Annotated in this window: 20 protein-coding genes; 13 read left to right on the top strand and 7 right to left on the bottom strand. The window is 72.2% G+C overall.

Going from position 1 to position 23235, the window contains the following annotated elements:
- Positions 1–6: 6 nt before the first annotated feature.
- The 3 genes from ACIBP6_RS34380 to ACIBP6_RS34370 form a co-directional block, all read right to left on the bottom strand.
- Positions 7–2628 (bottom strand): phosphoenolpyruvate carboxylase, encoded by a 2622-nt coding sequence (locus tag ACIBP6_RS34380; protein ID WP_397057997.1) that lies wholly within the window; start codon positions 2626–2628, stop codon positions 7–9.
- 103 nt (positions 2629–2731) lie between these two features.
- The gene (locus ACIBP6_RS34375) at positions 2732–4408 is read right to left on the bottom strand and encodes a hypothetical protein (protein ID WP_397057996.1); all 1677 of its coding nucleotides are present in this window, start codon (positions 4406–4408) and stop codon (positions 2732–2734) included.
- On the bottom strand, positions 4405–5181 hold the full coding sequence (locus tag ACIBP6_RS34370; protein WP_397057995.1) for an ABC transporter ATP-binding protein: 777 nt from the start codon (positions 5179–5181) through the stop codon (positions 4405–4407). The genes ACIBP6_RS34375 and ACIBP6_RS34370 overlap by 4 nt, the downstream gene beginning before the upstream one ends.
- Before the next feature lie 35 nt (positions 5182–5216).
- Between ACIBP6_RS34370 and ACIBP6_RS34365 the strand changes: the two genes are divergently transcribed.
- The 10 genes from ACIBP6_RS34365 to ACIBP6_RS34320 all read left to right on the top strand — a co-directional run bounded on the left by ACIBP6_RS34365 (position 5217) and on the right by ACIBP6_RS34320 (position 14430).
- Entirely contained in the window at positions 5217–6803 is a 1587-nt protein-coding gene (locus ACIBP6_RS34365) for an acyl-CoA carboxylase subunit beta (protein WP_397057994.1), read from the top strand.
- Positions 6800–7000, top strand: coding sequence for an acyl-CoA carboxylase subunit epsilon (locus tag ACIBP6_RS34360; RefSeq protein ID WP_397057993.1), 201 nt, complete (start codon positions 6800–6802; stop codon positions 6998–7000). Before ACIBP6_RS34365 ends, ACIBP6_RS34360 begins: the two co-directional genes overlap by 4 nt.
- A 111-nt stretch (positions 7001–7111) precedes the next feature.
- Positions 7112–8050 (top strand): NYN domain-containing protein, encoded by a 939-nt coding sequence (locus tag ACIBP6_RS34355; RefSeq protein ID WP_132617434.1) that lies wholly within the window; start codon positions 7112–7114, stop codon positions 8048–8050.
- A 157-nt stretch (positions 8051–8207) separates the two neighbouring features.
- Positions 8208–8693 (top strand): MarR family winged helix-turn-helix transcriptional regulator, encoded by a 486-nt coding sequence (locus ACIBP6_RS34350; RefSeq protein WP_397057992.1) that lies wholly within the window; start codon positions 8208–8210, stop codon positions 8691–8693.
- A 236-nt stretch (positions 8694–8929) separates the two neighbouring features.
- Positions 8930–9628: a nitroreductase gene (locus ACIBP6_RS34345; protein WP_397057991.1), complete on the top strand. Its 699-nt coding sequence runs from the start codon at positions 8930–8932 to the stop codon at positions 9626–9628.
- Between the two features lie 166 nt (positions 9629–9794).
- A complete protein-coding gene (locus ACIBP6_RS34340; RefSeq protein ID WP_397057990.1) occupies positions 9795–10643 on the top strand; it encodes an aldo/keto reductase in 849 nt (282 codons plus the stop codon).
- 96 nt (positions 10644–10739) lie between these two features.
- Complete coding sequence (locus ACIBP6_RS34335; protein ID WP_397057989.1) at positions 10740–11777, top strand: patatin-like phospholipase family protein; 1038 nt, start codon at positions 10740–10742, stop codon at positions 11775–11777.
- Positions 11774–12988 carry a macrolide family glycosyltransferase gene (locus ACIBP6_RS34330; protein WP_397057988.1) on the top strand — a complete coding sequence of 405 codons (1215 nt, stop codon included), beginning with the start codon at positions 11774–11776 and terminating at the stop codon, positions 12986–12988. The genes ACIBP6_RS34335 and ACIBP6_RS34330 overlap by 4 nt, the downstream gene beginning before the upstream one ends.
- Positions 12989–12991: 3 nt before the next feature.
- Positions 12992–13483 carry a hypothetical protein gene (locus ACIBP6_RS34325; RefSeq protein ID WP_397057987.1) on the top strand — a complete coding sequence of 164 codons (492 nt, stop codon included), beginning with the start codon at positions 12992–12994 and terminating at the stop codon, positions 13481–13483.
- The gene (locus ACIBP6_RS34320; RefSeq protein ID WP_397057986.1) at positions 13480–14430 is read left to right on the top strand and encodes a hypothetical protein; all 951 of its coding nucleotides are present in this window, start codon (positions 13480–13482) and stop codon (positions 14428–14430) included. Before ACIBP6_RS34325 ends, ACIBP6_RS34320 begins: the two co-directional genes overlap by 4 nt.
- Positions 14431–14465: 35 nt before the next feature.
- On the opposite strand, the gene ACIBP6_RS34315 is transcribed toward ACIBP6_RS34320, so the two are convergent.
- Positions 14466–15473 (bottom strand): ArsR/SmtB family transcription factor, encoded by a 1008-nt coding sequence (locus ACIBP6_RS34315; RefSeq protein ID WP_397057985.1) that lies wholly within the window; start codon positions 15471–15473, stop codon positions 14466–14468.
- A gap of 62 nt (positions 15474–15535) precedes the next feature.
- Between ACIBP6_RS34315 and ACIBP6_RS34310 the strand changes: the two genes are divergently transcribed.
- The 3 genes from ACIBP6_RS34310 to ACIBP6_RS34300 are packed head-to-tail and all read left to right on the top strand — an operon-like array spanning position 15536 to position 18795.
- Positions 15536–16825 (top strand): MFS transporter, encoded by a 1290-nt coding sequence (locus ACIBP6_RS34310; protein ID WP_397057984.1) that lies wholly within the window; start codon positions 15536–15538, stop codon positions 16823–16825.
- 57 nt (positions 16826–16882) lie between these two features.
- Positions 16883–18286, top strand: a complete 1404-nt coding sequence (locus tag ACIBP6_RS34305) for an Ada metal-binding domain-containing protein (protein ID WP_397057983.1) — start codon at positions 16883–16885, stop codon at positions 18284–18286.
- The gene (locus tag ACIBP6_RS34300; RefSeq protein WP_397057982.1) at positions 18283–18795 is read left to right on the top strand and encodes a methylated-DNA--[protein]-cysteine S-methyltransferase; all 513 of its coding nucleotides are present in this window, start codon (positions 18283–18285) and stop codon (positions 18793–18795) included. The genes ACIBP6_RS34305 and ACIBP6_RS34300 overlap by 4 nt, the downstream gene beginning before the upstream one ends.
- 53 nt (positions 18796–18848) lie before the next feature.
- Here ACIBP6_RS34300 and ACIBP6_RS34295 read toward each other — a convergent pair whose 3' ends face one another.
- The 3 genes from ACIBP6_RS34295 to ACIBP6_RS34285 are packed head-to-tail and all read right to left on the bottom strand — an operon-like array spanning position 18849 to position 23163.
- Complete coding sequence (locus tag ACIBP6_RS34295; protein ID WP_397057981.1) at positions 18849–19790, bottom strand: hypothetical protein; 942 nt, start codon at positions 19788–19790, stop codon at positions 18849–18851.
- Positions 19787–20449, bottom strand: coding sequence for a hypothetical protein (locus ACIBP6_RS34290; protein WP_397057980.1), 663 nt, complete (start codon positions 20447–20449; stop codon positions 19787–19789). The genes ACIBP6_RS34295 and ACIBP6_RS34290 overlap by 4 nt, the downstream gene beginning before the upstream one ends.
- The gene (locus tag ACIBP6_RS34285; RefSeq protein WP_397057979.1) at positions 20446–23163 is read right to left on the bottom strand and encodes a BTAD domain-containing putative transcriptional regulator; all 2718 of its coding nucleotides are present in this window, start codon (positions 23161–23163) and stop codon (positions 20446–20448) included. Before ACIBP6_RS34285 ends, ACIBP6_RS34290 begins: the two co-directional genes overlap by 4 nt.
- Positions 23164–23235 lie beyond the last annotated feature (72 nt).

Here is a 23235-nt window from a genome sequence, read left to right as displayed (position 1 = left end):
CGTGGGTCAGCCGGTGTTCTGCAGGCCGGCCGCCACGCCGTTGACCGACAGGAGCAGGAGGGTGGACAGGCGTTCGCGCTCCCGCTCCGACGGGGCGCCGGTGCGCAGCTCGCGCAGCGCCCGCAGCTGCAGGTGTGACAGGGCGTCGACGTACGGGTCGCGCAGCTGGACGGCCCGCGAGAGGACCTTGCGGTTCTCCAGCAGCCGCGTGTGGCCGGTGACGCGCAGCACCAGGTCGCGGGTGCGGTCGTACTCCTCCAGCACCCGGCGGGTGAAGTCTTCCCTGCCGCCCAGCGCGAGGTAACGCTCGGCGATCGAGCGGTCGGTCTTGGCCAGCGACATCTCGGCGTTGTCGAGCAGCGCGTTGAACAGCGGCCACTCCGCGTACGCCGCCCGCAGCTCCTCCAGGGTGCCGACGGCGGCCAGGCCGGTGCCGAGGCCGTACCAGCCGGGGAGGTTGACCCGGGTCTGCGCCCAGGCGAACACCCACGGGATGGCGCGCAGGTCGTCGAGCGAGCGCGGCGCGCCCAGGCCGCGGCGGGCCGGGCGCGAGCCCAGGCGCAGCGTGCCGATCTCTTCCAGCGGGCTGACCAGGCCGAACCATTCGGGGAAGCCCGGCGCCTCGGTCAGCGCGCGGTAGGCGCCTTCTGAGGCCGTGGCCACCTGCTCGGCCAGGCCGCGGAAGCGCTCGGCGGCGGCCGCCGTGCGCTCCCCCACCGTGGGCGAGGACGCCATCAGCACGGCGTTGGCCACCTGCTCCAGGTGGCGGCGGGCGATGGCGATGTGGCCGTAGCGGGCGAAGATGACCTCGCCCTGCTCGGTGACCTTGAAGCGGCCCGCGACCGAGCCGGGGGCCTGCGCCAGCACCGCCCTGTTGGCCGGGCCGCCGCCGCGGCCGAGTGCGCCGCCCCGGCCGTGGAACATGCGCAGCTTCACGTCGTGCTCGGCGGCCCAGGCGGTGAGCGCCTCCTGCGCTTCGTACAGCCGCAGTGTGGCCGCCGCCGGGCCGAGCTCCTTGGCCGAGTCGGAGTAGCCGAGCATGATCTCCATGCGCCGGCCGGTGTCGGCCAGCCGCCGCTGGACCTCCGGGATGTCGAGCATGCCGGTCAGCACGCGCGGCGAGTTGGCGAGGTCCTCGCCCGACTCGAACAGCGGCACCACGTCGAGCACCGGCGCGCGGTCGCCGAGGGCGCGCCTGGCCAGCTCGTGGACCGCCGCGATGTCGTCGGCGGAGCGGGTGAAGGAGACGACGTAGCGGGAGCAGGCCCTCACGCCGTAGCGCTCCTGGATCCAGCCGATCACCCGGATCGTGGCGAGGACCTCCTCGGTGCGCTCGGACAGCTCGCCGCCGGCCCGCAGCTCCTCCAGGGCCGCGGCGTGCACCTGGGAGTGCTGGCGCACCTCCAGCTCGGCCAGGTGGAAGCCGAACGTCTCGACCTGCCAGATGAGGTGCTGCAGCTCGCCGTACGCCTGCCGCGGCGCCGAGGCGGCCAGGGACTCCTGGGCCAGCCGCAGGTCGGCCAGCAGCTCGGCCGGCGAGCGATAGGCGAGGTCGAGGTCACGGCGGCGGGTGGCGGCGATGCGTGTCGCCACGAACAGCAGCCACTGCCGGTGGGGCTCGCGCGGCGAGCGGGTGGCCAGCTCGGAGACCACGTCGGGGTAGGCGTCGACGGCCGCGGCCAGCGCGGAGCGCAGCCCGGGCGAGCAGGGCGCCAGCGGGGCCGACGCGGTGAGCGTGCGGCCGATGCGCGAGCAGGCGGTCTCCAGGGCCGACAGCACGTGCTCCGACTGGATCTGCATGGTCTCGCGGGTGACGCGGGCGGTGACGTTGGGGTTGCCGTCGCGGTCGCCGCCGATCCAGCTGCCGTAACGGATGAACGGCCTGGCCCGCGGCGGCCGGGTGCCGGTGCGCTCGTCGAGCGCCGCGTCCAGCGAACGGTAGACCTGCGGCACCATGCGGAACAGGGTCTCGTCGAAGGCGGCCATGGCGGTGCGCACCTCGTCGAGCGGGTCGAGCTTGGTGGAGCGCAGCTGGGCCGTACGCCACAGCAGGTCGATCTCCTCCAGCATGCGGCGCTCGCTCTCGGCGCGCTCGGAGGCGCCGCGGCCGGGGGTGTTGTACTCGGTGAGCTGACCGCTGATGCGCTGGATCGCGGTGACGACGGCGCGCCGGCGCGCTTCGGTGGGGTGCGCGGTGAGCACGGGATGCAGCTCCAGGTCCTCCACCAGCTCGGTGACGCGCTCGTGGCCGAGCTCATGAACGGCCTGCGCCAGCGACTCGCGCTGCACCCGGCCCTCGGCGTCACGCTCGCGCAGCGTGCGGATCCGGTAGTGCTCCTCGGCCAGGTTGGCCAGATGGAAGTAACAGGTGAACGCGCGGGCGACCTGCACCCCGCGCTCGATCTCCCACCCCTCCACCATTTCGGTGATCTCGTCTGCCGAGACCTCTCCTCTGCGCGCGGCGATGACCGCCTTGCGCAACCGTTCGACGTCGGCCAGCAGGTCTTCGCCGCCCTGCTCCGCCAGCACCTGGCCGAGCAGCCGGCCGAGCATGCGCACGTCGTGGCGCAGCTCCTGCGGCATCTCGGTCGCGGCCGCACTGCGTCGCTCGAGCCCCTGGTCAATCATGGTTCGAAGATATCGACTCACCTTCCGCCGCCGTAGACCGGTCTCGCCCATTGGACTAGACCACTGTCGGAGCCGCGTGCGGCGCCGGCTGGTCGCGGGGTGGTCAGGTGGGTTTCGAGACCGCGGCCAGCAGCTCGGGCATGCGGCGGTGGGCGACTCCGGCGGCCAGGCGGCGGCCGAGGGCGGCGATGAGCAGGCCGTAGAACGGCGCCGCCGGCGACACCCAGAGCATGCCCAGCATCATCGGCAGCACGAACGGCACCGACAGCGCGATCATCGCGACCGCGGCGGCCACCGCCCCGGCGAACGCCTGCCCGCCCTGGCCCGGGGCCGCGCCGGTGAAGGCGTTCATCCGGTCGGGCACGGTGTACGGCAGCAGCACGCTGGTGACCGAGCCGACGCCGAGGCCGACGCCGAGGACGCCCCACGAGGCCAGCAGGGCGGGCAGGATCCTCGCGGACTGGCCGGTGTACAGGCCGCTGCCGACGGCGATCACGGTCAGCACCGGCACCGCGATCATCGCGTTGGCCAGGTGCCGGCCGGCCAGGTCGGTGCGCAGGTCGCGCTCGGTGCCGAAGACGACGGCGTTCATCCACAACGAGCGGCCGTCGATGCCGAACACGTTGCCCGCCATCAGGGCGATCATCAGCGCGCCCAGCATGGCCAGGAAGACGGCCTGCCCGTCGGACGGCTGGTCGCCGCCCATCGAGACACCGAGCACGACCGTGAGGAACAGGGCGCTGCCCCAGTTCACCCGGAAGCGCGGGTCGCGCCGGATGTACTTCAGCTCCTTGGTCACCACCGCCGCCAGCGGGCCGTCGGGCAGCAGCCGGTCGACGAGGCCCCGCTCCCTGCGTACGGAGGCCGACTTCCCGGCGGCCTCGGGCGTGACGAGGGCGCGGCTGAGCGCCTTGATCCACAACCAGCCGCACAGCACCACGAGCACGGCCAGGACCGCGATCTCGGCCAGCCCGGCGAGCCCGCCGTCGGCGATCGCGTGCGCGGCCATGCCGGGCGGGGTCCAGCGCAGCGCAGCGGCCATCTGGTGCAGCATCGTCGTGGGGTCGGCGAGGCCGCGGTTCATCATCAGGTTGGGCACCTGCGCGAGCAGCAGGACCAGGATCATGGAGACGGCCAGCAGGTCGCGCCCGCGCCGGCTGCGCAGCGCCCCGGAGAGCACCGTGGTGACCAGCCGGGACGCCACCACGCAGAGCGCGAACTGCAGCAGCACGGCCGGCACCCCGAGGAGCACGCCGCCGGGGCCGGTGGCGAGCGCGGTGACCGCGCCGAACGTGACGACGAGCGTGGCCAGCGGCCAGACGCCGGTCACGGACGCGGTGAACAGGCCGAGCGCGAGGTCGCGCGTACGCAGCGGGAACAGCGCCAGCTTCGCCGGGTCGAGCGTGTCGTCCAGGCCGAAGGCCAGCAGCGGCATGACCATCCAGCTGACCAGCAGCGACGCGTACGCCACGACCGTGACCGAGAGGGCGATGTCGTCGGGCGCCAGCCTCAGCAGGCTCATCAGGAAGAAGCCGAGGGCGCCCAGGACGAGGGCCACGACCAGGGTGAAGACGAAACCGATCTTGCGCTGCGCGTCGCCGCGCAGGTTGCCGCCCAGCAGCCGCAGCTTGAGCTGCGCGAAGAGCCCGACGGTGCCGAGCACGCCGTTGCCGAGGCCGGGCGCGATCCCGGCGTCAGGCACGGGGCCGGGCGTGATCCCGGTGTCAGGCGCGCGGTCGGGGCCGGGCGCGGGGTGGGGCGTGGGGCCGGGTGCGGTCACCGGCCGGCCTCGGGGCGGGCGCCGAGCCAGCTCAGATCGGCCTGGCCGTCCTGGGGCGAGCGGCCGACCAGGTCGAGGAACGCCTGGTTGAGGCTGCGCCCGCCGCGTACGTCGGCCAGCGGGCCCTGCGCCACGATGCGGCCCGCGCTCATCACCGACACCCAGTCGCACAGCCGCTCGACCAGGTCCATCACGTGGCTGGAGAAGATCACGGTGGCGCCGGACGCGGTGAGGCGCCGCAGCACCTCGGTGAGCGTGTCGGCGCTGACGGGGTCGACGCCCTCGAACGGCTCGTCGAGGAAGAGCACCGACGGGTTGTGCAGCAGCGCGGCGGCCAGCCCGATCTTCTTGCGCATGCCGGTGGAGTAGTCGACGACCAGCTTGTCGGCGGCGTCGGTGAGGTCCATCACGGACAACAGCTCGCCCGCGCGCCGTTCGACGTCGGCCTTGGGCATGCCGCGCAGCCTGCCGTTGTAGAGCAGCAGCTCGCGGCCCGACAGCCGCTCGAACAGCCGCAGCCCTTCCGGTAACACGCCGATGCGCGCCTTGACCTGGACCGGGTCGCGCCAGACGTCGAACCCGTCGATCTCGGCCGAGCCGCCGTCGGGGCGGAGCAGGCCGGTGATCATGCTGAGCGTCGTGGTCTTGCCCGCTCCGTTGGGCCCGACCAGGCCGGCGAAGCTTCCGGCGGGGACGGCGAGATCGACCCCAGCGACCGCGACCTGCTGCCCGAAACGCTTGAGAAGGCCGTGGGTGCGAACCGCATCCGTCATGGCTCCACTCTAGGAGGAGGGATAGCCTGGCGCGCATGAGCAGTGCCCAGCCCATACCGGAAGAGCCGGACATCCACACCACCGCGGGGAAGATCGCCGATCTGGAGCGGCGCCTCGGTGAGGCCGCGCACGCGGGCTCCGCGGCGGCGGTGGAAAAACAGCACGCCAGAGGCAAGATGACCGCCAGGGAGCGGGTGCTGGCACTGCTGGACGAGGGCTCGTTCGTGGAGTTCGACGAGTTCGCCCGGCACCGCTCCACGATGTTCGGGCTCGACAAGCGCCGCCCGTACGGCGACGGCGTCATCACGGGGCACGGCACGATCGACGGCCGCCAGGTGTGCGTGTTCTCCCAGGACGTGACCGTGTTCGGCGGCTCGCTGGGCGAGGTGTACGGGGAGAAGATCGTCAAGGTGCTCGACCTGGCGATCAAGACCGGCTGCCCGATCATCGGCATCAACGAGGGCGGCGGCGCGCGCATCCAGGAGGGCGTGGTCGCGCTCGGCCTGTACGCCGAGATCTTCAAGCGCAACGTGCACGCCTCGGGCGTGATCCCGCAGATCTCGCTCATCATGGGGGCGGCGGCCGGCGGGCACGTCTACTCCCCCGCGCTGACCGACTTCATCGTCATGGTGGACCAGACGTCGCAGATGTTCATCACCGGGCCCGACGTGATCAAGACGGTGACCGGGGAGGAGGTCACGTTCGAGGAGCTGGGCGGCGCCCACACGCACAACACCAAGTCCGGCGTGGCCCACTACCAGGCCGCCGACGAGCAGGACGCGCTCGAGTACGTCAAGACGCTGCTGTCCTACCTCCCGTCCAACAACCTGGACGAGGCGCCGGTCTACGAACCGGCGAACGACCTCGATCCCGATCCGGAGCTGGACGAGCTCATCCCCGATTCGGCCGGCCAGCCGTACGACATGCGCCGGGTGATCGAGCGGGTGCTGGACGACGGGGAGTTCCTGGAGGTCCACGCGCTCTTCGCGCCGAACATCGTGGTCGGGTACGGCCGCCTGGACGGCCGGCCGGTGGGCGTCGTGGCCAACCAGCCCATGCATTTCGCCGGATGCCTCGATATCAACGCATCCGAGAAGGCAGCCCGATTCATCCGAACATGTGACGCCTTCAATATTCCGATCCTGACTTTTGTCGACGTACCGGGATTCCTTCCCGGAACGGATCAAGAATGGAACGGAATCATCCGCCGCGGCGCCAAGCTCCTGTACGCCTACGCCGAGGCCACCGTCCCGTTGATCACCGTGATCACCCGCAAGGCTTACGGCGGCGCGTACGACGTCATGGGCTCCAAACACCTGGGCGCGGACATCAACCTGGCCTGGCCCACGGCGCAGATCGCGGTGATGGGCGCGCAGGGCGCGGTCAACATCCTCTACCGGCGCGAGCTGGCCGCCGCCGACGAGCCCGACGCCCGGCGCGCCGAGCTCGTCACCGAGTACGAGGACACCCTGGCCAACCCGTACATCGCGGCCGAACGCGGCTACGTGGACGCGGTGATCCGGCCGTCCGAGACCAGGCAGCAGGTCGTCAGGGCGCTGCGCGCGCTGCGGAACAAGCGCGCGACGCTCCCGCCGAAGAAGCATGGAAACATCCCGCTATGACGCCACATCTGCGTATTGTCCGCGGCGATGCCACACCGGAGGAGATCGCCGCGCTCGTCGCCGTGCTCGCGACACGACACGCCCAACCGGAGCCGCGTCCCGTTCCCACAAGTCAAACATGGCGAAACCCAGCTAGAGCGATGCGTAAGCCCGTCGCCCCAGGGAAGTCGGCATGGCGGATGAGCGCACTACCCTAGATGGATCGGGGGAATCGGGTGTCAAGTTCCCCGGGAGTTGGGACTATCTAGAGAAAGTAGGCGTATATAGTCAGCCGATCAACTAACTAACACCGCGGCCTGGAGGACGACATGGCCATCCCAGACCTCATGCCGCATCCTGTGGCAGCCAAGTATGCCGTCCTAGTGGATGTCGGTTATCTGTACGCGGCGGCAGGTGAAGTGCTGCTCGGTGCGAAGGAGCGCAAGGAATATCGGGTGGCCGCCGATGAGCTCATCCAGAGTCTGCAGAAACATGCAGAGGAACGTATTTCTGGCGAACTCTTGCGGATCTATTGGTATGACGCAGCCCGTGACCGCGTGCCGACCGTCGACCAGCGCGTCATCGCCCAGCTTCCGTGGGTGAAGGTGCGCCTCGGCAACCTGAACGCCCGTGGCCAGCAGAAAGGCGTTGACGCCCAGATCCGGAGTGACCTGGAGGCGCTGGCCCGGCATCACGCGGTCACCGACACGATCCTGCTTGCGGGCGACGAGGACATGGTTCCGGCGGTCGAGGCGGCCCAGGCGTACGGCGTGCGCATCCATCTGTGGGGCGTCGAACCGCCGTACGGCACCAACCAGGCCGAACGCCTGGTGTGGGAGTCCGACACCGTTGAAGTGATAACTGCTGATTTCCTGAGGCCCTTTTTCAGCCGCGCTCCGCAGCCCGTGGCGGTCACCCCGCCGGCCGCGCCCTCGCCCGCGCAGGTCTTCGCCGGCCGCACGCCCGTCAAACCGCAGGCCAAGCCCGGCCAGGTCGCCAAGCTCGGCCCGAGCCGGCCGCGCGTCGAAGACGTCGGCGAGCACGTGGCACAGAAGTGGATACTGACCCGCGGCCGCGACAACATCCGCGACCTGCTGCCCGGCCCGATCCTGCCCACCGTGATCGACACCGAGCTGCTGATCGAGGCGGAGAAGGAGCTCGGCCACTCGCTGCGGCCCTACCCGGAGGCGCGGGTGTGGCTGCGTGACGGGTTCTGGGCACGCGTCTACCGGGAGTTCGACCTCGGCGTCGGGGTCTCGTCGAAGTAGCCGCCGCTCAGGAGCGCTTCGGCCGTCGCCGTAGCGCTCAGGAGCGCTTCGGCCGTCGCCGTACGGGCGTACACCACGTATCGCCCCGTACGGCTCGGCCGCAGTTCGTATCAAACGAGATCGTATCGAATGAAAAGATAGCCGTTAACCTGTTCTCATGACTGCCGACGGTCCTGACAGAACAACCGCCTCGCGTGCGACCGGCCGGCCCGGGGATGCCACGCCTTTCGCTCTCGGCCTGCTGCTGCGCCAGGCGCACTGGCGCGCGGCCACGGTGATGACGGAGGCGCTTCGGCCGCTGGGCATCGAGTTGCGGCATTTCGCGGTGATGATCGTGCTGGTCGACCGCGGGCCGACGGTGCAGCGGGACCTGGCGCCGGCGACCGGCTCGGACCGGGCGGGGATCATGCGGGTCGTCGACGATCTGGAGCGCATGGGGCTGGCCGTGCGCAAGAGCGTCCCGGGTGACCGGCGGGTGCGGGCCGTGGAGATCACCCCCAAGGGCCTCGAGCTTTTCGACGCGGCCCATGTGGCGGCGGAGCCGCAGGCCGAGCGCCTGGTCGCCCAGCTACAGCCCGGCGAGGTCGAGCAACTGAAGGGCCTGTTGACCCGGTTGGCCTACCCCACGAGCGGCGAGGGGTGAGCCCCGCCGCGCTTCGTCCCATGCGGCTCGCGTGACAGAACCTGCCGCGCCGCGGGTGAGCCGGTCTGGAGATCGTTCCTGGGCGGAGCAGTAGGTAACGGCGACGTTCGCGGCCGGTTCCTGGATGAGTCCTGACCCTCACGATGAGCCATGCCTACCAAATTGTATTGATTGATACAATCGTGAATGATACAATCGCAGGTGAAACAGAGTTCCACACGTGAGCGGTTAGGGAGATGACGATCGTGGACGTCTACGAGGCGGTCACGAGCCGGCGGGCGGTGCGGGGATTCACCGACCGACCTGTCCCGAAGGAGGCGCTGGAGCGGGTGCTGTCCGCGGCGGCCTGGTCGCCGTCCGGATCGAACCTCCAGCCCTGGCGCGTCTACGTGCTGACCGGCGCGCCGCTGGCCGAGCTCAAGAAACGCGCGCTCGAGCGCGTGGCCGCGGGCGATCCCTGGGACGAGCGCGAGTACGAGATGTACCCGCCCGACCTGAAGTCCCCGTACCGCGAGCGCCGGTCCGCTTTCGGCCGGGAGCGCTACGGCGCACTCGGCATCGCGCGCGAGGACTGGGAGGCGCGCCAGAGGGCCGCCGCCGCGAACTGGGACTTCTTCGGCGCGCCCGCCGCCCTGTTCTGCTACATCGACCGCGACATGGGCCTGCCCCAATGGGCCGACCTCGGCATGTACCTGCAGACGGTCATGCTGCTGCTCCGCGCGGAAGGGCTGCACAGCTGCCCGCAGATGGCATGGTCGGTGTACCGCAAGACCGTCGCGGAGGTCATCCACCCCCCGGACGGACTCGTTCTCTTCTGCGGCATGTCGATCGGGTTCGAGGACGTCACGGTGGGCCACGTCCGTACGGGCCGGGCGCCGCTCGAGGAGACGGTCACGTTCGTCGAGGACTTAGTCCGGCACGCCCATGCGGCGTGACTGAGGGTCCGCGGCACGGGGGCCGGTTGCCGAGGTCGGGCAGCCGGCGACGTGATCATCGCTCCGGCTCCTGACGGCGTGCCCCGGGCGGGCCCGGCTTCGGCGAGCCGGCCGAAGTGGCGGCCCCCGATTCTCACCGGCACCACTTCACCTCATGAGGAGAGACATGACCAACGAGTTCCGCCTCGGCGGCGACCTGACGATCGACCGGCTCGGCTTCGGCGCCATGCGCCTGCCCCAGGGCGGCCCGGGCGCACCCGCCCGCGACCCCGAGTCCGGCCGCGCCGTTCTGCGGCGCGCCGTCGAGCTCGGCGTCGACCACATCGACACCGCGGAGTTCTATCGCAGTGAGAACGGCTCGGTGCGCGCCAACGCCCTGATCCGCGAGGCCCTGTCCCCGTACCCGGACACCCTGGTCATCGCGACCAAGGTCGGGCCGGTCTTCGGCCCCGGCGGTCCCCGCCAGGGCACCGCCGCCGATCTCCGGCCCCAGGTCGAAGCCAACCTCGAAAGCCTTGGGCTGGATCGCCTCGACCTGGTCTACCTGCGCATCGGCGCGACGGAACCCCCGCGTGGAGAGTCGCTCGCCGAACGTTTCCAGGCGCTCGCCGCGCTGCGCGAGGAGGGCCTGATCCGTCATCTGGGCATCAGCAACGTCGATGCCGGCCATCTCGCCGAAGCCCGCACGATCGCTCCGGTCGCGGCCGTCCAGAACAACTTCCACATCGCCAACCGTGACGAGACGGCCGTCCTGGACGCGTGCACGCAGGCCGGCATCGCCTTCGTGCCCTTCTTCCCCCTCGGTGGCGGCAGGGCCGGCACCGACGACCCCCGCCTGGTCAAGGTCGCCGCCCGGCACGGCGCCACCGCCCATCAGATCGCCCTGGCCTGGCTGCTGGCCCTGTCGCCGGTCGTCCTGGCCATCCCGGGCACCGGTTCCGCGGCTCACCTGGAGGAGAACCTGAGCGCCCGGTCGATCATCCTCACCGAGGAGGACCTCGCCGACCTCGCGTGAACGAACGAGCCGGCCGACGGAGTCACTGATGCGGTGGCCCACCGGTCGTGATGAAGAACGAACCCGATCAGGCGCCGTGGGGAGAGAGGACGGACCATGAGGGTTACCTATCGCCGGAGACTGGCCTCCTCGGCTCCACCCGGCGTCGGCGAGGGCGGCGCGCCGGCCGGTCACGGTGATGAGCGGCGTCAAGCCATGACGGGCGAGTCGTCGAGCCGCCCGGACACGGGCCGGCAGCCGGTGGGCTTGCACGCCCTTCCCCGTCCCGTGGCGGTGGCGGTGGGGGGCGGAGGAGTGCTCGGGGCCGCGCAGGTCGGTGTCGGGTACGCGCTGGAACAGCGGGGATTCGTCCCGGACCTGATCGTCGGCACCTCGGTGGGCGCCCTCAACGGAGCGATCGCGGCCGCCCACCCCGGCAAGGCCGCACCATGGCTGGATCATGTGTGGACCCACGCGCGTCGCCGCGAGGTGTTTCCGCTGGGCTACCTGTCCTCGCGGGCCAGCATCTTCGCCGATCGCGGCCTGCGCAGGCTGATCGCCCGGGCCGAGCTGCCGTCGCGGATCGAACACCTGGACATCCCCTTCACCGCGGTGGCCATGGATCTGGCCACCGGCGCTCAGGCGCTGCTCGACCACGGAGATCTCGAGTCCGCGCTGCTGGCCAGCGCGGCCATCCCGGGGATCCTGCCGCCGGTGACCCGGGAAGGCCGGACGCTCATCGACGGCGGAGTGATCGCCTTCGTCCCGGTACGGGCAGCCCTGCAGGCGGGGGCGGCCAGCGTGGTGGTGCTGTCGACCGGGCAGAAGAGCCGGCCGCCGCGCCCGCTCGACCTGCCCCGGCGGGCCGGCGCGGTCGCCGCCAGGGCCGGAGTGCTGCTGCTGCACCAGCAGATCGAGCGCGACCTGCACGAGGTGTCAGAACGGATTCCGACCGTGGTGGTGCCGACCGGCATCGACAGCTGGCCCGCCCCGTGGGACTTCGGCCATTCCCAGCGGCTGATCGATACCGCCTGCCTCGCGGCGGGCCGCTTCCTCGACGGACTGCGCGTCAGCGGGCCCGGCCTGTATCGGGCCGAGGGTCCTGCGGGCCTGGGCGAGGCGCGGGCCGCCTCCGTATCGGAGGTCGGCCGGTGAGCACCATCGCGTTTCTCAACATCGCCATGCACGGGCACATCAATCCGACGCTGCCGGTCGTGGCGGAGCTCGTCCGTCGTGGCCACTCCGTCACGTATCACACCTCGCCCGCGTTCTCGCAGGAGATCGAGGCCGCCGGTGCGACCGTGTGCCTCTACCCCGGCGGTGACCGACCGCTCCCCGATCCGCCGATGCCGGTGACGATGCTGGACGGGCTCGCGCGCACCGCCGTCGGCCTGCTGCCGCCTGTGCTCTCCGATCTGCGTGCCGTCCGGCCAGACCTGATCGTCCACGGCTCGGCCTGCCCCTGGGGCGCGGTCGCCGCCCGGGAACTCGACGTGCCGGCGGCATCGTGCTTCACCACGTTCGCGTTCAACGGGTCCGTGCCCAGCCCTACCCGCGCCTCGTGGGAGCTGCTGGCCGCGGCGGCGACCCGGCCGCGCCATGTCCACGGCTACCTGAGGTCGCGGCGGGAGTTGGCCCGCCGCTACGACACCGGTGGGCTGCCCCTGCTCGACCTGGCGAACGTACGTCAGCCGCTCAACCTGGTCTTCACCTCGCGGGCGTTCCAGCCCGACGTCGACGCCTTCGACCCGTCCTACCGGTTCGTCGGCCCAAGCCTCGGCGCCCGTCCACCCGACCCGTCGTTCGCCGCCGACCGTCTGCGAGGACCGGTGCTGTACGCCTCGATGGGCACGGTGGTCGATGCCGGCCCGCAGTTGCTGCGCGCCTTCGCCACCGCGCTCTCCCCGCTGGGCGGCACCGTCGTCATCTCCACCGGACGGACCGATCCTGCCGCGCTGGACCCGCTGCCGGGCAACGTGCTCGCTCGCCGCTTCGTGCCGCAACCGGAGGTGCTGGCCCGTGCCGCGCTGTTCGTCACTCACGGTGGGATGAACAGCGTCAACGAGGCCCTGCACGCCGGGGTGCCGATGCTGGTGGTCCCCCAGGGCGCGGATCAGCCGCTCGTCGCCCGGCGGGTCGTCGAGCTCGGCGCCGGTCTGTCGATCCGTACCCGGGACGCCGCCGCGGGAGCCGTGCACGCCCTCGCCCGGCGCCTGCTCGGCGAACCGCGCTTCCGGGCCGCGGCGGCCACGTTGCGGGTCGCCCAGCGCGAGGCCGGCGGCCATCTGCGCGCCGCCGACGAGCTTGAGCGCTACCAGCGGCGGATCGGCCGGCCGATCCCGGCGGATTCACCACGGGAGCGCTGAGCGATGTCGCCCGCCGTCGTCGTCCTGCTGCTGTTCGCCGGGCTGTCCGAGTCCGCCGGACGGATCCTGCCCCTGGTAGCTCGCCGTCCGAGCGTGTCGCGGTCCAACGCGATCCTGCTCCTGCTGACCGGCGCCGTGGTCGAAGGCGCTGTGTTCGCGCTCTGGCCACTGACCGCACGGACTCTCGCCGAGCTGACGCTGTCCGCGCCCGTGACGGACGGCGCCGCGTCGGCCTGGACAGCCGGTCTGGCCGCCCCGCTGCTCCTCGCCGCCGTTCTCGCGTTCCCGCTGCTCGGGCCGCTGCTGCACCTGCTGCTTTTCGTGGGCGTGGGGGCAAGTCTCGTCGCGCCGCTCGCCGCCACGACGGAGCTGGACTGGTGGGCCGCCGCAGGCTGCGTGGCCGTCGCCGGGGTCGGGCTCGGGGTCGCCGTCGAGGCGGTTCGCCGTCTGGTCGTGAGGATCAGCGCGACCGGGGCGCAGGAGCCGCGCACATGACCGAGTTCCCGCTTCTCGCCCTGGTGCTCGGCCCCGTCCTGCTCGCCGAAGCTCTGCTCGCCCGCTACGAGGTGATGGCCTACACCACCGGCTGGCGGACTCCTCTCACCGAACTCCCTCAGGGCATGCCCTACGCGCGGGGTGCGGACCCCGATCGCCCTCCGGACGCGTATCTGGTCTATCTGGACGGCATCGGGAAACGGCGCTTCCGCGACACGCGCGACGGGGGCCAACTGGTCAGGGCCCTCATCGCCGGAGCGCCGGAGCTGCGGGTGCTGGGCCAGGTGCAGCCCTACTCCCCGCTGGCCCACCCGCTCGTCAACCGGCCCGTGTGGGCGTGGCTTCGCCGCCGCGTCGGGATCCTGTTGTTCCTGCACAACGTGATGCAGATCTTCGTCGCCGCCGACCGCAGGTACCGTCCCCTGTACAACCGCGCCGTCGGCAGCCAGATCGCCGGTCAGCTGCGCCTGGCCGGTTACCGGCCCGGCAGCGACATACCGGTGGTGCTGCTCAGCTACAGCGGCGGGGCCCAGGTCGCCACCGGCGCGGTCGAAGAACTGCACACCCGGCTGCGTGCCCCGCTCCTTCTGATCACGATCGGCGGGTTCCACAACGGCGCCAACGATCTCACCCACGCCCGTCACCTGCACCGGCTGACCAGTGCCGGCGACTGGATCGAGCGGGTCAGCATCTGGATCTTCCCTCAGCGCTGGCGGGCTCTGCGCCGCAGTGGATGGAACCGGGCCGGCCGCGCCGGGAAGATCACCGTGCACCGGCTCGACCCGGCCACCCACATGGGGCGGCGCAGCTACATCAGCCCAGAGGCGCGGCTCCCCGACGGCCGCAGCCACCTCGACCGCACCACCGACACCGTGATCGCACTCATCCGCGCCGCCGCCCCTTCCCGCCGCCTTCCGGCCACGCCACGACCTGGTGGAAGCGCCTGAACCCGGTGGCACGAGTCCTGCCGACACTCGCGCGCCTACCGGAAGGTCGACCTCGGCGCCGGGGTCGCGTCGAACGAGCCGCCGCCCAGGAGCGCTTCGGCCGTCGCCGTACGGGCGTACAACACGTATCGCCCCGTACGGTGGGCCGTGCACAACCCCGCCCGGCGCAGCGCGGTGAGATGCTGGTTCGCGCCCGGCTCCGACAGGCCCGTGCGCTGGGCCAGGTCGCGTGTGGAGGCGGGCTGGTCGAGCTCGGCCAGCAGGCGGGCGCGCGTGCGGCCGAGCACGGCCGCGAGCGCCTGCGGCGGCTCCACCTCGCGGCGCTCCCACAGCGTCGCGATGCCGCGCGGCGGATAGCGCACGGTCGGCTGGTACGGCGGCGTGGTGACCGAGAAGACGCGCGGCGAGGCGAACACGCACGGCACCAGCAACAGCCCCTGGCCGCGCAGCGAGCGTTCGCCTGAGGCGTACCGGTGGCGGATGCTCAGCGTGCCGTCCTCCCAGGTGACGGCGTCGTCGAGGTCGGCCAGCATGCGCTGGAGACCGCTCTCGGCCAGCAGCCTCGCGCGGTACAGGATCTCGCCCTCCAGCAGCGACCTGACCCTCGGCCAGTACGGCGCCATCGCCGCCCGCCAGTATCCCCTCACCTCCTCGGCCAGGCGTTCCAGGCCCTCGCCCGGGTCGTCGTAGAGAGCTTGGACGCGTTTCGTCCGCGGCCCCGGGATCTCGTCCAGGTCCGCGCGGACCCGGCCGGCGGCGCCGCGCATCGTCGCCAGCTCCAGCTCGAGGTCCGGCAGGGACGTGGACGGCGGCGTGCAGGTGAAGCCGGCTATCGAGATCGTCGGGACGGGCACCAGGTCGGACAGCAGCCGCCAGTCGACGTCCCGCAGGCGGCGGCGCACCTGGTCGGCCCAGGGGCGAAGCAGGGGGTGGGCGGAGGGGTTCTGCACGACGCGGACGCTCGCCACGACCTCGCCGAGCGGGGAGACGGCGAAGCGGGTGTTGGCGATGTCGTGGGCGGTGAACGTCAGGTCGAGGGTCATGTGGATTCCGGGGTGGCTTAATCAATACCGATGGATGACGAAATTTCAGCATCGTGGCTGACATGTCAGCAACTGCGGTGGAAAGACCGCTTCTTCGGCTACGTGCGTTCCGCAACCTGTTCGTCGCGGCGGCGGTGAGCCAGTTCGGGTCCCAGATCACGTACGTCGCGCTGCCCCTGCTCGCCGTGAGCGTCCTGGGAGCGGGGGCCGGTGAGGTGGGGCTGCTGGCGTCCCTCGGGACGCTCACGGTGCTGATCGTCGGCCTGCCCGCCGGCGTCTGGGTGGACCGGATGCGCCGGCTGCCGCTGATGATCGTCACGGACCTGGCGCGGGCGGCGGCGCTGCTTTCGATCCCGCTGGCGTGGTGGGGCGGATGGCTGTCCATGGGGCAGCTGTACGTGGTGGCGGTGCTGGTCGGGGCGGGGTCGCTGCTGTTCGACGTGGCCTGCCTGAGCCTGGTCCCCGGCCTGGTCGGCCGCACCCGCCTGACGTCGGCCAACTCACTCCTCGTAGGCACCGGCGCCGGAATGGACGTAGCCGGCCGCAGCGCCGCCGGCCTCCTGGTCCACACAGCGGGCGCACCTCTGGCCATCCTTCTGGACGCCCTCAGCTACGTGTGGTCAGCGGCCTGGCTCCGCCGCGTCCCCGAGCACCCCGACGCGACCGTCCCTGGAGTGGCTGACGCCCTTCGGGATGGGGAGGAAGCCGGTGGCGGTGCGCGGGCGGTCGGTGGCGTGCGGGCGGAAGGGATGGGGAGGCAGGTATCCGAAGGGGTGCGATTTCTGGTCGGGAATCCGGTGCTCATGGCGGCGCTGATCCAAGGGGCGATGGCGAATCTGGCGTTTCCGTTGTGCTCGGTGCTGCTGCCGGTGCTCATCGTCGGCGGGCTCGGCCATCCGGAGTGGGTGCTGGGGGCCTACCTCGCCGTGGGCGGGCTGGGCGTGCTGGCGGGCTCGTCGGCCGCGCACACCCTCGCCCGCCGCTTCGGCACCGGACGGGCCGCCTGGCTGGCGAGCCTGGCGACCGCGCCCGCCGCGCTCGCGATCCCGTTCCTCGGCCACGGACCGTGGTTGTGGCTGGCCGCCGCGGCGTGGTTCGTGCTGACGTTCCGTACGGGCGTCAACAACGTGCTGCTCGTCAGCCTGCGGCAGCGCGTCACGCCCGACGAGATGCTGGGCCGCATGACCGCCACGGTGCGGCTGCTGCTGATGGGCGCGACCGGCGCCGGCGGACTGCTCGCGGCGCTGCTCGGCGAGCTGTGGGGGGTGCGCGCGGCACTGTGGGCAGGCGCCCTGATCATGGCGCTGAGCTGGATCCCGTTCCTGCGCTCCCCCCTGCGCACGCACCCGTGACGGCCACGTCCGATTTCCGCCGGTCACCATCCCCGACGAGGGCATACCGTCGAAGACATGGCACCCCTCGAACTCGACTTCGACTCCTGTTACCGGGCCGTCTCCGCCAGGGACTCCCGGTTCGACGGCCGCTTCTACACGGCCGTCAAGACGACGGGGATCTACTGCCGTCCGATCTGCCCGGCGCGTACGCCGTCGTCGCGCAACGTGCGCTTCTACCGGCACGCGGCGGCGGCCGAGGCGGCCGGGTTCCGGCCGTGCAAGCGCTGCCGGCCCGAGCTGTCGCCGGGGGACCCCGGATGGGACCTGCGCGGTGACCTGGTCGGACGGGCGCTGCGGCTCATCGACGACGGCGCCGCCGACGAGCGGGGCGTCGCCGGGCTCGCCAGGCGGCTGCACATCACCGAGCGCCACCTGCACCGGCTGTTCGTCGCCGAGCTGGGCGTCGGGCCGCTGGCGGTGGCCCGGACGAAGCGGCTGCTGTTGGCCAAACAGCTCCTGACCGAGACCGGGCTGCCGATCACCGACGTGGCGTTCGCGGCCGGGTTCGGCAGCGTGCGGCAGTTCAACGCGACGATGCGCGAGACGTACGGCTTCACGCCGAGCGAGCTGCGCGCCACGGCCGGACGGTGGGCCCGCGAGCCGGGCCCGGCAGGCCAGGTGACGCTGCGGCTGCGGCTGCACCCCCGGGAGCCGTACGACGTGGAGGGGGTGTTCGCGTTCCTCGCCGCGCGCGCGATCCCCGGGCTGGAGACGGCCGATCAGGCGTCGTACAGCCGGGCCGTGCCGGGCGGGACGATCACGCTCACGCCGTGCTCCGACCACCTCGCGCTCGACGTCGCGGTGGACGACACGCGGCAGCTCAACCGCATCGTGGCCCGCTGCCGCCGCCTGCTCGACCTCGACGCCGACCCCGACGCCATCGCCCAGGCCCTCGGCCGGAGCTCGCTCGGCCCGCTGGTCGCGGCGCGTCCCGGGCTGCGCGTGCCAGGCGCGTTCGACGGGTTCGAGCTGGCCGTACGCGCCGTCGTCGGCCAGCAGGTCTCGGTCGCCGGGGCGCGTACGCTGCTCGGCCGCGTCGTCGACAGGGCCACCGCGCCCGGCGGGCTCTTCCCGTCCGCGGAGTGCCTGCTCGACGCCGACCTGACCGGGCTCGGTCTGACGAACCGGCGCGTCGGGACACTGAAGGAGCTCGCCGCCCTCGTCGCCGAGGGCCACATCGACCTCGACGGCGGCCAGGACCCGGCGGAGGCGGTCGCGGAGCTGCTGCGGGTGCGCGGCATCGGCCCGTGGACGGCCAGCTACATCGCGCTGCGCGCGCTGCGCGACCCCGACGCCTGGCCCACCGGCGACCTCGTGCTCGCCAAACGCATGGCCGACCTCGGCATCACCCACGACCACATCGAGCGGTGGCGCCCGTGGCGGGCGTACGCCGCCCTGCACCTCTGGAGTTCGTCATGATCGCTGCTCAGCTCGTCCCGACGCCGGTGGGGCCGCTGGCCCTGCTGTCCCGCGAAGGAGTGCTGGTCGCGGCCGGCTTCACGGCCGATCCCAAGGAGATGTTCGCCCGGCTCACGCCCGAGCTGCGGGCCGAGGGGCTGGAGGTGGTGGACGACCTCGGGCCCGCGACGCAAGCCGTGCGCGCCTACCTGGACGGCGACCTCGACGCTTTGGAGGCCGTACCGGTCTCGCAGCCCGGCACGCCCACCCGCAGGCGGCTGCACGCGGCGCTGCGGGAGGTCAGGGCGGGCACGACCGTGTCGTACGCGGAGCTCGCCGTACGGGCCGGCCTGCCGCGCACGGCGGCGCGCGCGGCCGGGTCGGCCTGCGCCCAGAACCTCATCGCCCCGTTCGTCCCGTGCCACCGCGTCCTGCCCAGCACCGGCGGCTACGGCGGCTACTACTACGGCAGCCCCGTCAAGGAATGGCTCCTCACCCACGAGTCCCGCCACGTCACGACCGCCGGCTGACACCGGAGGAACGCCTCCCGCTTCCCTGGGGAGGCGTTCCCGCGGAGTGGCGGCTACGGGCGGACGTTGCTCTGGATCTCGCCCACCTCGACGTCTCTGGTGATCTCCACCTCGACCGGGGCGAGCTGGAACGGGGCCACGTCGCCGGTCGCCCGGGTCGACCAGACGCTCGTGACGCCGAGGGTGTACGTGCCGCCCGGCTGGTCGATCGACGAGCGCAGGTAGCGCACGCCGCAGGAGAACGTGCCGCCCCTGACGTACGGCTTGCCGGTCGGGCCGCAGTCCGCCAGCTCCGTCACCGCCCGGTTCTCCGAGGTGCCGGGGTCGATGGTGATGCTGTCGAGCGTGGCGGTCACCGTGACGCTCATGAAACCGGGGATGGTCGCGGTCACCGTGCGGGTCGTCTCGCCGATGCCCTCGGCCCAGACCCAGGTGTCCAGGTTCACGAAGCTCTTGGCGTCGGGGTTCAGCCTGACCGTGTGCTCGGGGACGGTCAGCGAGCCGCGAGCGATATGGGCGAGTTGCTCCGGCGTGATGCCCGACGGGGGCGTGGTGCCCGTCGGCACGAACACGAACAGCTCCAGGTCGCCCCAGCAGGCGGCGCCATCGGGATGGTTCTGGTCGTAGTTGGGCACCCACCAGAAACCGTCCGCGTCGCGCTTCTCCTCGAACGGCTTGAGGAACTCCAGGCGGCTCTCCTCGTCGATCGCCGCCCGCCGGGCGTTCGTACGGGGGTCGGTCAGGAACCTGTACATGTCCTCGCCGCTGCGGGCGGGCTCGTACCAGCACGGGCGCGGGATGCGGTAGCCGTCGCCCCTGCCCCTCCCGACCCCGTTGCCGGTGACGGTGATCTTCTCCCGCACGGCCAGGTCCACGTAGGTGGTGTCCTCGTCCTGAGTGATCGTCGACTCGCCGCCCGGATTCTTCGGGTCCGGGAGGAGACCGTTGCCGAACATCAAGAGTCCGGCCGTCATCGCCGCGATGAGGGGCTTCATCGGGTGCACCGTTCGTTGGATTCCGCGTACGACCTGATCCGCCACACCCCGTCGTCACCGCGGTGCGCGATCACGCTCTCGCCGTAAGGGGCGCGCAGCCAGGCGGGCGGGCGCGGTACGGCCTTGCCGGTGCTCTCCGAGACCAGCCGGATACCGGTCTCGTCGACGCAGGCGTTGATCTGGGCGCCTTTGCCCACGACCGAGGCGACCTTCAGGTTGTAGACCCGCCCGAGGCCGCGCATCGTCTGGCCCTTGTCCACGAACTCGCGGATCCATTCGGTGGCCTGGATCTCCGCGTCCATCTCCATGTTGTGGCCGTAGCCCCTCTCCCGCTCGGCGATGGCCCTGCGGGTGCCGACGTACTGGTCGACCATGAGCTTCAGCAGCGGGTCGGGGTCGGCGGGCCAGTCGATCCTGGCCCGCAGGCCGTCCGCGACCCGCACCGTCCGCGGGCCGGACGGAAGCTCCTCCTCGGAAGTGCTCTCGGGGGTGCCCTCCGCGGACGGGGTCTCCTCGGGCGGGCTCTCCTCGGGCGGGCTCACAGGGGCGCTCTGCGCGGCCGCGGCCTCCGCGGGCCGGTCCGGGGGCTGCTCCGCCCCGCAGGCCGCCGCTGCCATCAGGGCCGGCAGCAGGCCCAGCACTATCGCCGCACGTCTCATGCGGAAGACTCCCTCACTACGTGGATGCGCCATGTGGGCAGCAGTTCCTCGATCAACGCCTCCGTCTCGGGCGCCATCCCGCCCCCGTACGGGTGCGAGGACGCCCTGCGGGTGAGGCCCTCCACGACGGCACGCAGGCGTACGGCGTCCTCCGTGGCGTGGGTGGCGCGCAGCAGGTCGCGCCAGAGGGCCTCGTCGTCCGGCGCCAGCAGCAGCGCCGCGCGCACGGCGGCCACCGCGGCGTCCGGCTGGCCCTGCGCGAGCCGGATCTCGCAGAGCCGGTGCGCCGCGTCGGCCACGGTGGCCGTCACGTCGTACTCCAGGTCGTCGGCCGCCAGCCAGGCGTACCCGCCGGAGCGGCGGCCGACCAGCAGCGGGCCCCTGACCAGGCCGAGGGCCTTCTCCAGCAGGACGGCCCTGCCGGACGGGTCGCCCTGGGCCCGGCGGACCAGCTCACGGAAGAGCGCCCAGTCCGTACGCACCTCGGGGCCCAGCCGCAGCCGGCCGGCTTCGTCGGTGAGCAGGTGACCGGGCCCCAGCCACTCGGCGACCCTGGCGATCGCGGCGTCCCTCACCATGTCCTGGACGCCGCGCGGCCACAGCACCCCGCCGAGCACCACCGGGTGCACGCCGCCCTGGTGCGTGGCCAGGTAGACGAGCATCTCGGTGGCCAGCTCCATCCGGCCCTCCTCCAGCGGAGGCAGGCCGGCGATCCCGACCGGGCCGAGGATCCTGACCTCGACGGCGGGCGAGTGCAGCCCCGCCAGCGGCACGGGCTCGGAGATGGCCTCGCCGTCGAGCCGGCCGGCCGTCCGGAACAGGTCGACCAGGGCGCGGTAGTGGCGGCGGGGCAGCAGCTGGGCGCGTACCTCGAAGCCCAGCTCGGCGATCCTGGCCGTGCCGTCCTCGTTGATCTGCAGCGTCCAGGTGGCGTGCGGCACGTCGCCGGCCAGGACGTACCCGGCGGTGTCGCGGCGGGCCAGCAGCGCCAGGCGGCGGGCCTCCTCATGAGTGGGCGCGACCGACGACAGCAGGTAGTGGGCGCGGCGCGGACGGCCGGTGATGCGCCCGGTGAGCACCTGCGCGCGCGGCGCGGCGTCCGCCTCCAGCTCGGGCAGCACCTCGGCGAGGCTGCCGACGGCCCTGATCCGGTCGGGCGCGATGGCGGTCAGCTCCTCGCCGAAGCCGACGAGGGTGACGCGCATGCGGTCGGACCACAGGTTGGTGGCCAGCTCGACGGCGAGGGCGGCCAGCGCCGCGGTGGTCTGCGGGCCGCGTACGTTGATCAGGCCCTGCGCGGCCTCCAGGTCGATGAGCACCCGCCCGCCGGCGTCCGTGCCGATGGAGACCAGCCCCGGGTACGGCGCCCCGGAGGTGCGGCGGTCGGGCAGGAGACGCCCTTCGTGGGCCGGTAACCGCCACACCTGGCCGCCGTCGATGGCCGTCCAAGGGGTGGGCGGGTCGTCGTCCGAAGGGTGGATCCACAGGTCGAGCGTGCGGGCCGACAGATGGGCGCCGTACACGGTGGGCGGGGTGCGGCGCTGGGCGGCCAGCTCGGCGCCGAGATGCCGCAGCCCGACGTCGAGGACGCGGGCGCCCGGCGCGTCGCCGCCGAGCCGGAGAGCGACCTCGGCCTGAGCGGCGTCGTCGCGGGGGCGGACGATCCTGCGGCCGGACACGCGACCCCACAGCTGCTCGCGGCGCCGCCTGGCCAGCACGAGCAGCAGCCCGGCCGCGGCCAGTGAGGCGCCCGCCAGGTAGTCGGTCAGGTCGGCGCCCTGGGCCTCGCGGATGACCGGGGGCTGCTCGGCGCGCTGGTCCTGGTCGTCCGCCCGCTGCTCCGGCAGACGGTGTTTGGCCTCCCGTTTCGGGGTCTTCTGCTCCTGCTGGTCGCGCTGCTCGGCGGCGGTGCTGCCCGGGGCCACGTCGACGCGGCCGGGGTGCTCGCGCAGCGTCTGCTCCCGCGGCTGGCCGGAGGGCACGACGTGGACGTTCTTCGCGTCGTCCGGCATGTCGAGCACCCAGCCGGGCCTGATCAGGTCGGCCATCCGCAGGCGGCTGCCGTCGGGCTGCTCCTTGGCCTGGTTGAGCCGGTAGATCTCGTGGTAGCGGCGGCCGTCGCCGAGGCACTTCTCGGCGATCTCCCACAGACTCTCGTGGTGGCGGCCGTGCGGAGGCTGCACGACGTACACCTTCTTGGTCCTGGGGGCCTCCAGGGTCTGCTCGACCAGCGGCGCCGAGTAGGCGACCGCCGTCACCGGCGGGGCGGCCGGCATGGGCGTCAGCTTCGCGAGCGGCACCACCATCGCGCCCGCCGTGAACAGCAGCAGCACGGACGAGACGAGCTTGTTGGCGACGAACTGCATGCCGCCGGAGAGCGGGACGCGGGCGGGCATGCCGACCCGGCGGACGCCGGCGTACACCTCGACCAGGATGCACAGGAAGAGCTGGAACCAGGCCAGCCAGACCAGCAGCACCAGCACGGCGATGATCGTGCTCGGGCCGACGTTGCCGGTCAGCACGTCGAGGTCGAGCAGCTCCGGCCGCAGCGGCGGCCCGACGAACACGAGCAGCGCGTACGGCACCCCGCCCACGAGCGCGACCAGCCCGACCAGCGCCGCGAGCCCGGCGAGCACGTCGACGGCGCGGCGCCGGGCCGGGACGCGCACGGGAACGTGCCGTCGGTGGGGACGCGCGGGCTCTCGCGTCGGCATCGCCTCTCCTTTCTCCGCTCCAGCGTCATGCCTCAGAAGGTCCCGCATCCATCGACCGGCGGGATTCGGTCT

The organism is Nonomuraea terrae (assembly GCF_044465245.1).
In the GTDB taxonomy this organism is placed as follows: Bacteria; Actinomycetota; Actinomycetes; order Streptosporangiales; family Streptosporangiaceae; genus Nonomuraea; species Nonomuraea terrae.
Note: the sequence above shows the minus strand (reverse complement) of the source record. Positions and strands in the feature narration are given on the sequence as shown.

Excerpts from the sequence above, each read along its gene's own strand:
- ACIBP6_RS34380 (WP_397057997.1), bottom strand. The coding sequence starts at position 2,628 with ATGATTGACCAGGGGCTCGAGCGACGCAGTGCGGCCGCGACCGAGATG.
- ACIBP6_RS34370 (WP_397057995.1), bottom strand. The coding sequence starts at position 5,181 with ATGACGGATGCGGTTCGCACCCACGGCCTTCTCAAGCGTTTCGGGCAG.
- ACIBP6_RS34365 (WP_397057994.1), top strand. The coding sequence starts at position 5,217 with ATGAGCAGTGCCCAGCCCATACCGGAAGAGCCGGACATCCACACCACC.
- ACIBP6_RS34360 (WP_397057993.1), top strand. The coding sequence starts at position 6,800 with ATGACGCCACATCTGCGTATTGTCCGCGGCGATGCCACACCGGAGGAG.
- ACIBP6_RS34355 (WP_132617434.1), top strand. The coding sequence starts at position 7,112 with ATGGCCATCCCAGACCTCATGCCGCATCCTGTGGCAGCCAAGTATGCC.
- ACIBP6_RS34350 (WP_397057992.1), top strand. The coding sequence starts at position 8,208 with ATGACTGCCGACGGTCCTGACAGAACAACCGCCTCGCGTGCGACCGGC.
- ACIBP6_RS34345 (WP_397057991.1), top strand. The coding sequence starts at position 8,930 with ATGACGATCGTGGACGTCTACGAGGCGGTCACGAGCCGGCGGGCGGTG.
- ACIBP6_RS34340 (WP_397057990.1), top strand. The coding sequence starts at position 9,795 with ATGACCAACGAGTTCCGCCTCGGCGGCGACCTGACGATCGACCGGCTC.
- ACIBP6_RS34335 (WP_397057989.1), top strand. The coding sequence starts at position 10,740 with ATGAGGGTTACCTATCGCCGGAGACTGGCCTCCTCGGCTCCACCCGGC.
- ACIBP6_RS34325 (WP_397057987.1), top strand. The coding sequence starts at position 12,992 with ATGTCGCCCGCCGTCGTCGTCCTGCTGCTGTTCGCCGGGCTGTCCGAG.
- ACIBP6_RS34320 (WP_397057986.1), top strand. The coding sequence starts at position 13,480 with ATGACCGAGTTCCCGCTTCTCGCCCTGGTGCTCGGCCCCGTCCTGCTC.
- ACIBP6_RS34315 (WP_397057985.1), bottom strand. The coding sequence starts at position 15,473 with ATGACCCTCGACCTGACGTTCACCGCCCACGACATCGCCAACACCCGC.
- ACIBP6_RS34310 (WP_397057984.1), top strand. The coding sequence starts at position 15,536 with ATGTCAGCAACTGCGGTGGAAAGACCGCTTCTTCGGCTACGTGCGTTC.
- ACIBP6_RS34305 (WP_397057983.1), top strand. The coding sequence starts at position 16,883 with ATGGCACCCCTCGAACTCGACTTCGACTCCTGTTACCGGGCCGTCTCC.
- ACIBP6_RS34300 (WP_397057982.1), top strand. The coding sequence starts at position 18,283 with ATGATCGCTGCTCAGCTCGTCCCGACGCCGGTGGGGCCGCTGGCCCTG.
- ACIBP6_RS34295 (WP_397057981.1), bottom strand. The coding sequence starts at position 19,790 with ATGAAGCCCCTCATCGCGGCGATGACGGCCGGACTCTTGATGTTCGGC.
- ACIBP6_RS34290 (WP_397057980.1), bottom strand. The coding sequence starts at position 20,449 with ATGAGACGTGCGGCGATAGTGCTGGGCCTGCTGCCGGCCCTGATGGCA.
- ACIBP6_RS34285 (WP_397057979.1), bottom strand. The coding sequence starts at position 23,163 with ATGCCGACGCGAGAGCCCGCGCGTCCCCACCGACGGCACGTTCCCGTG.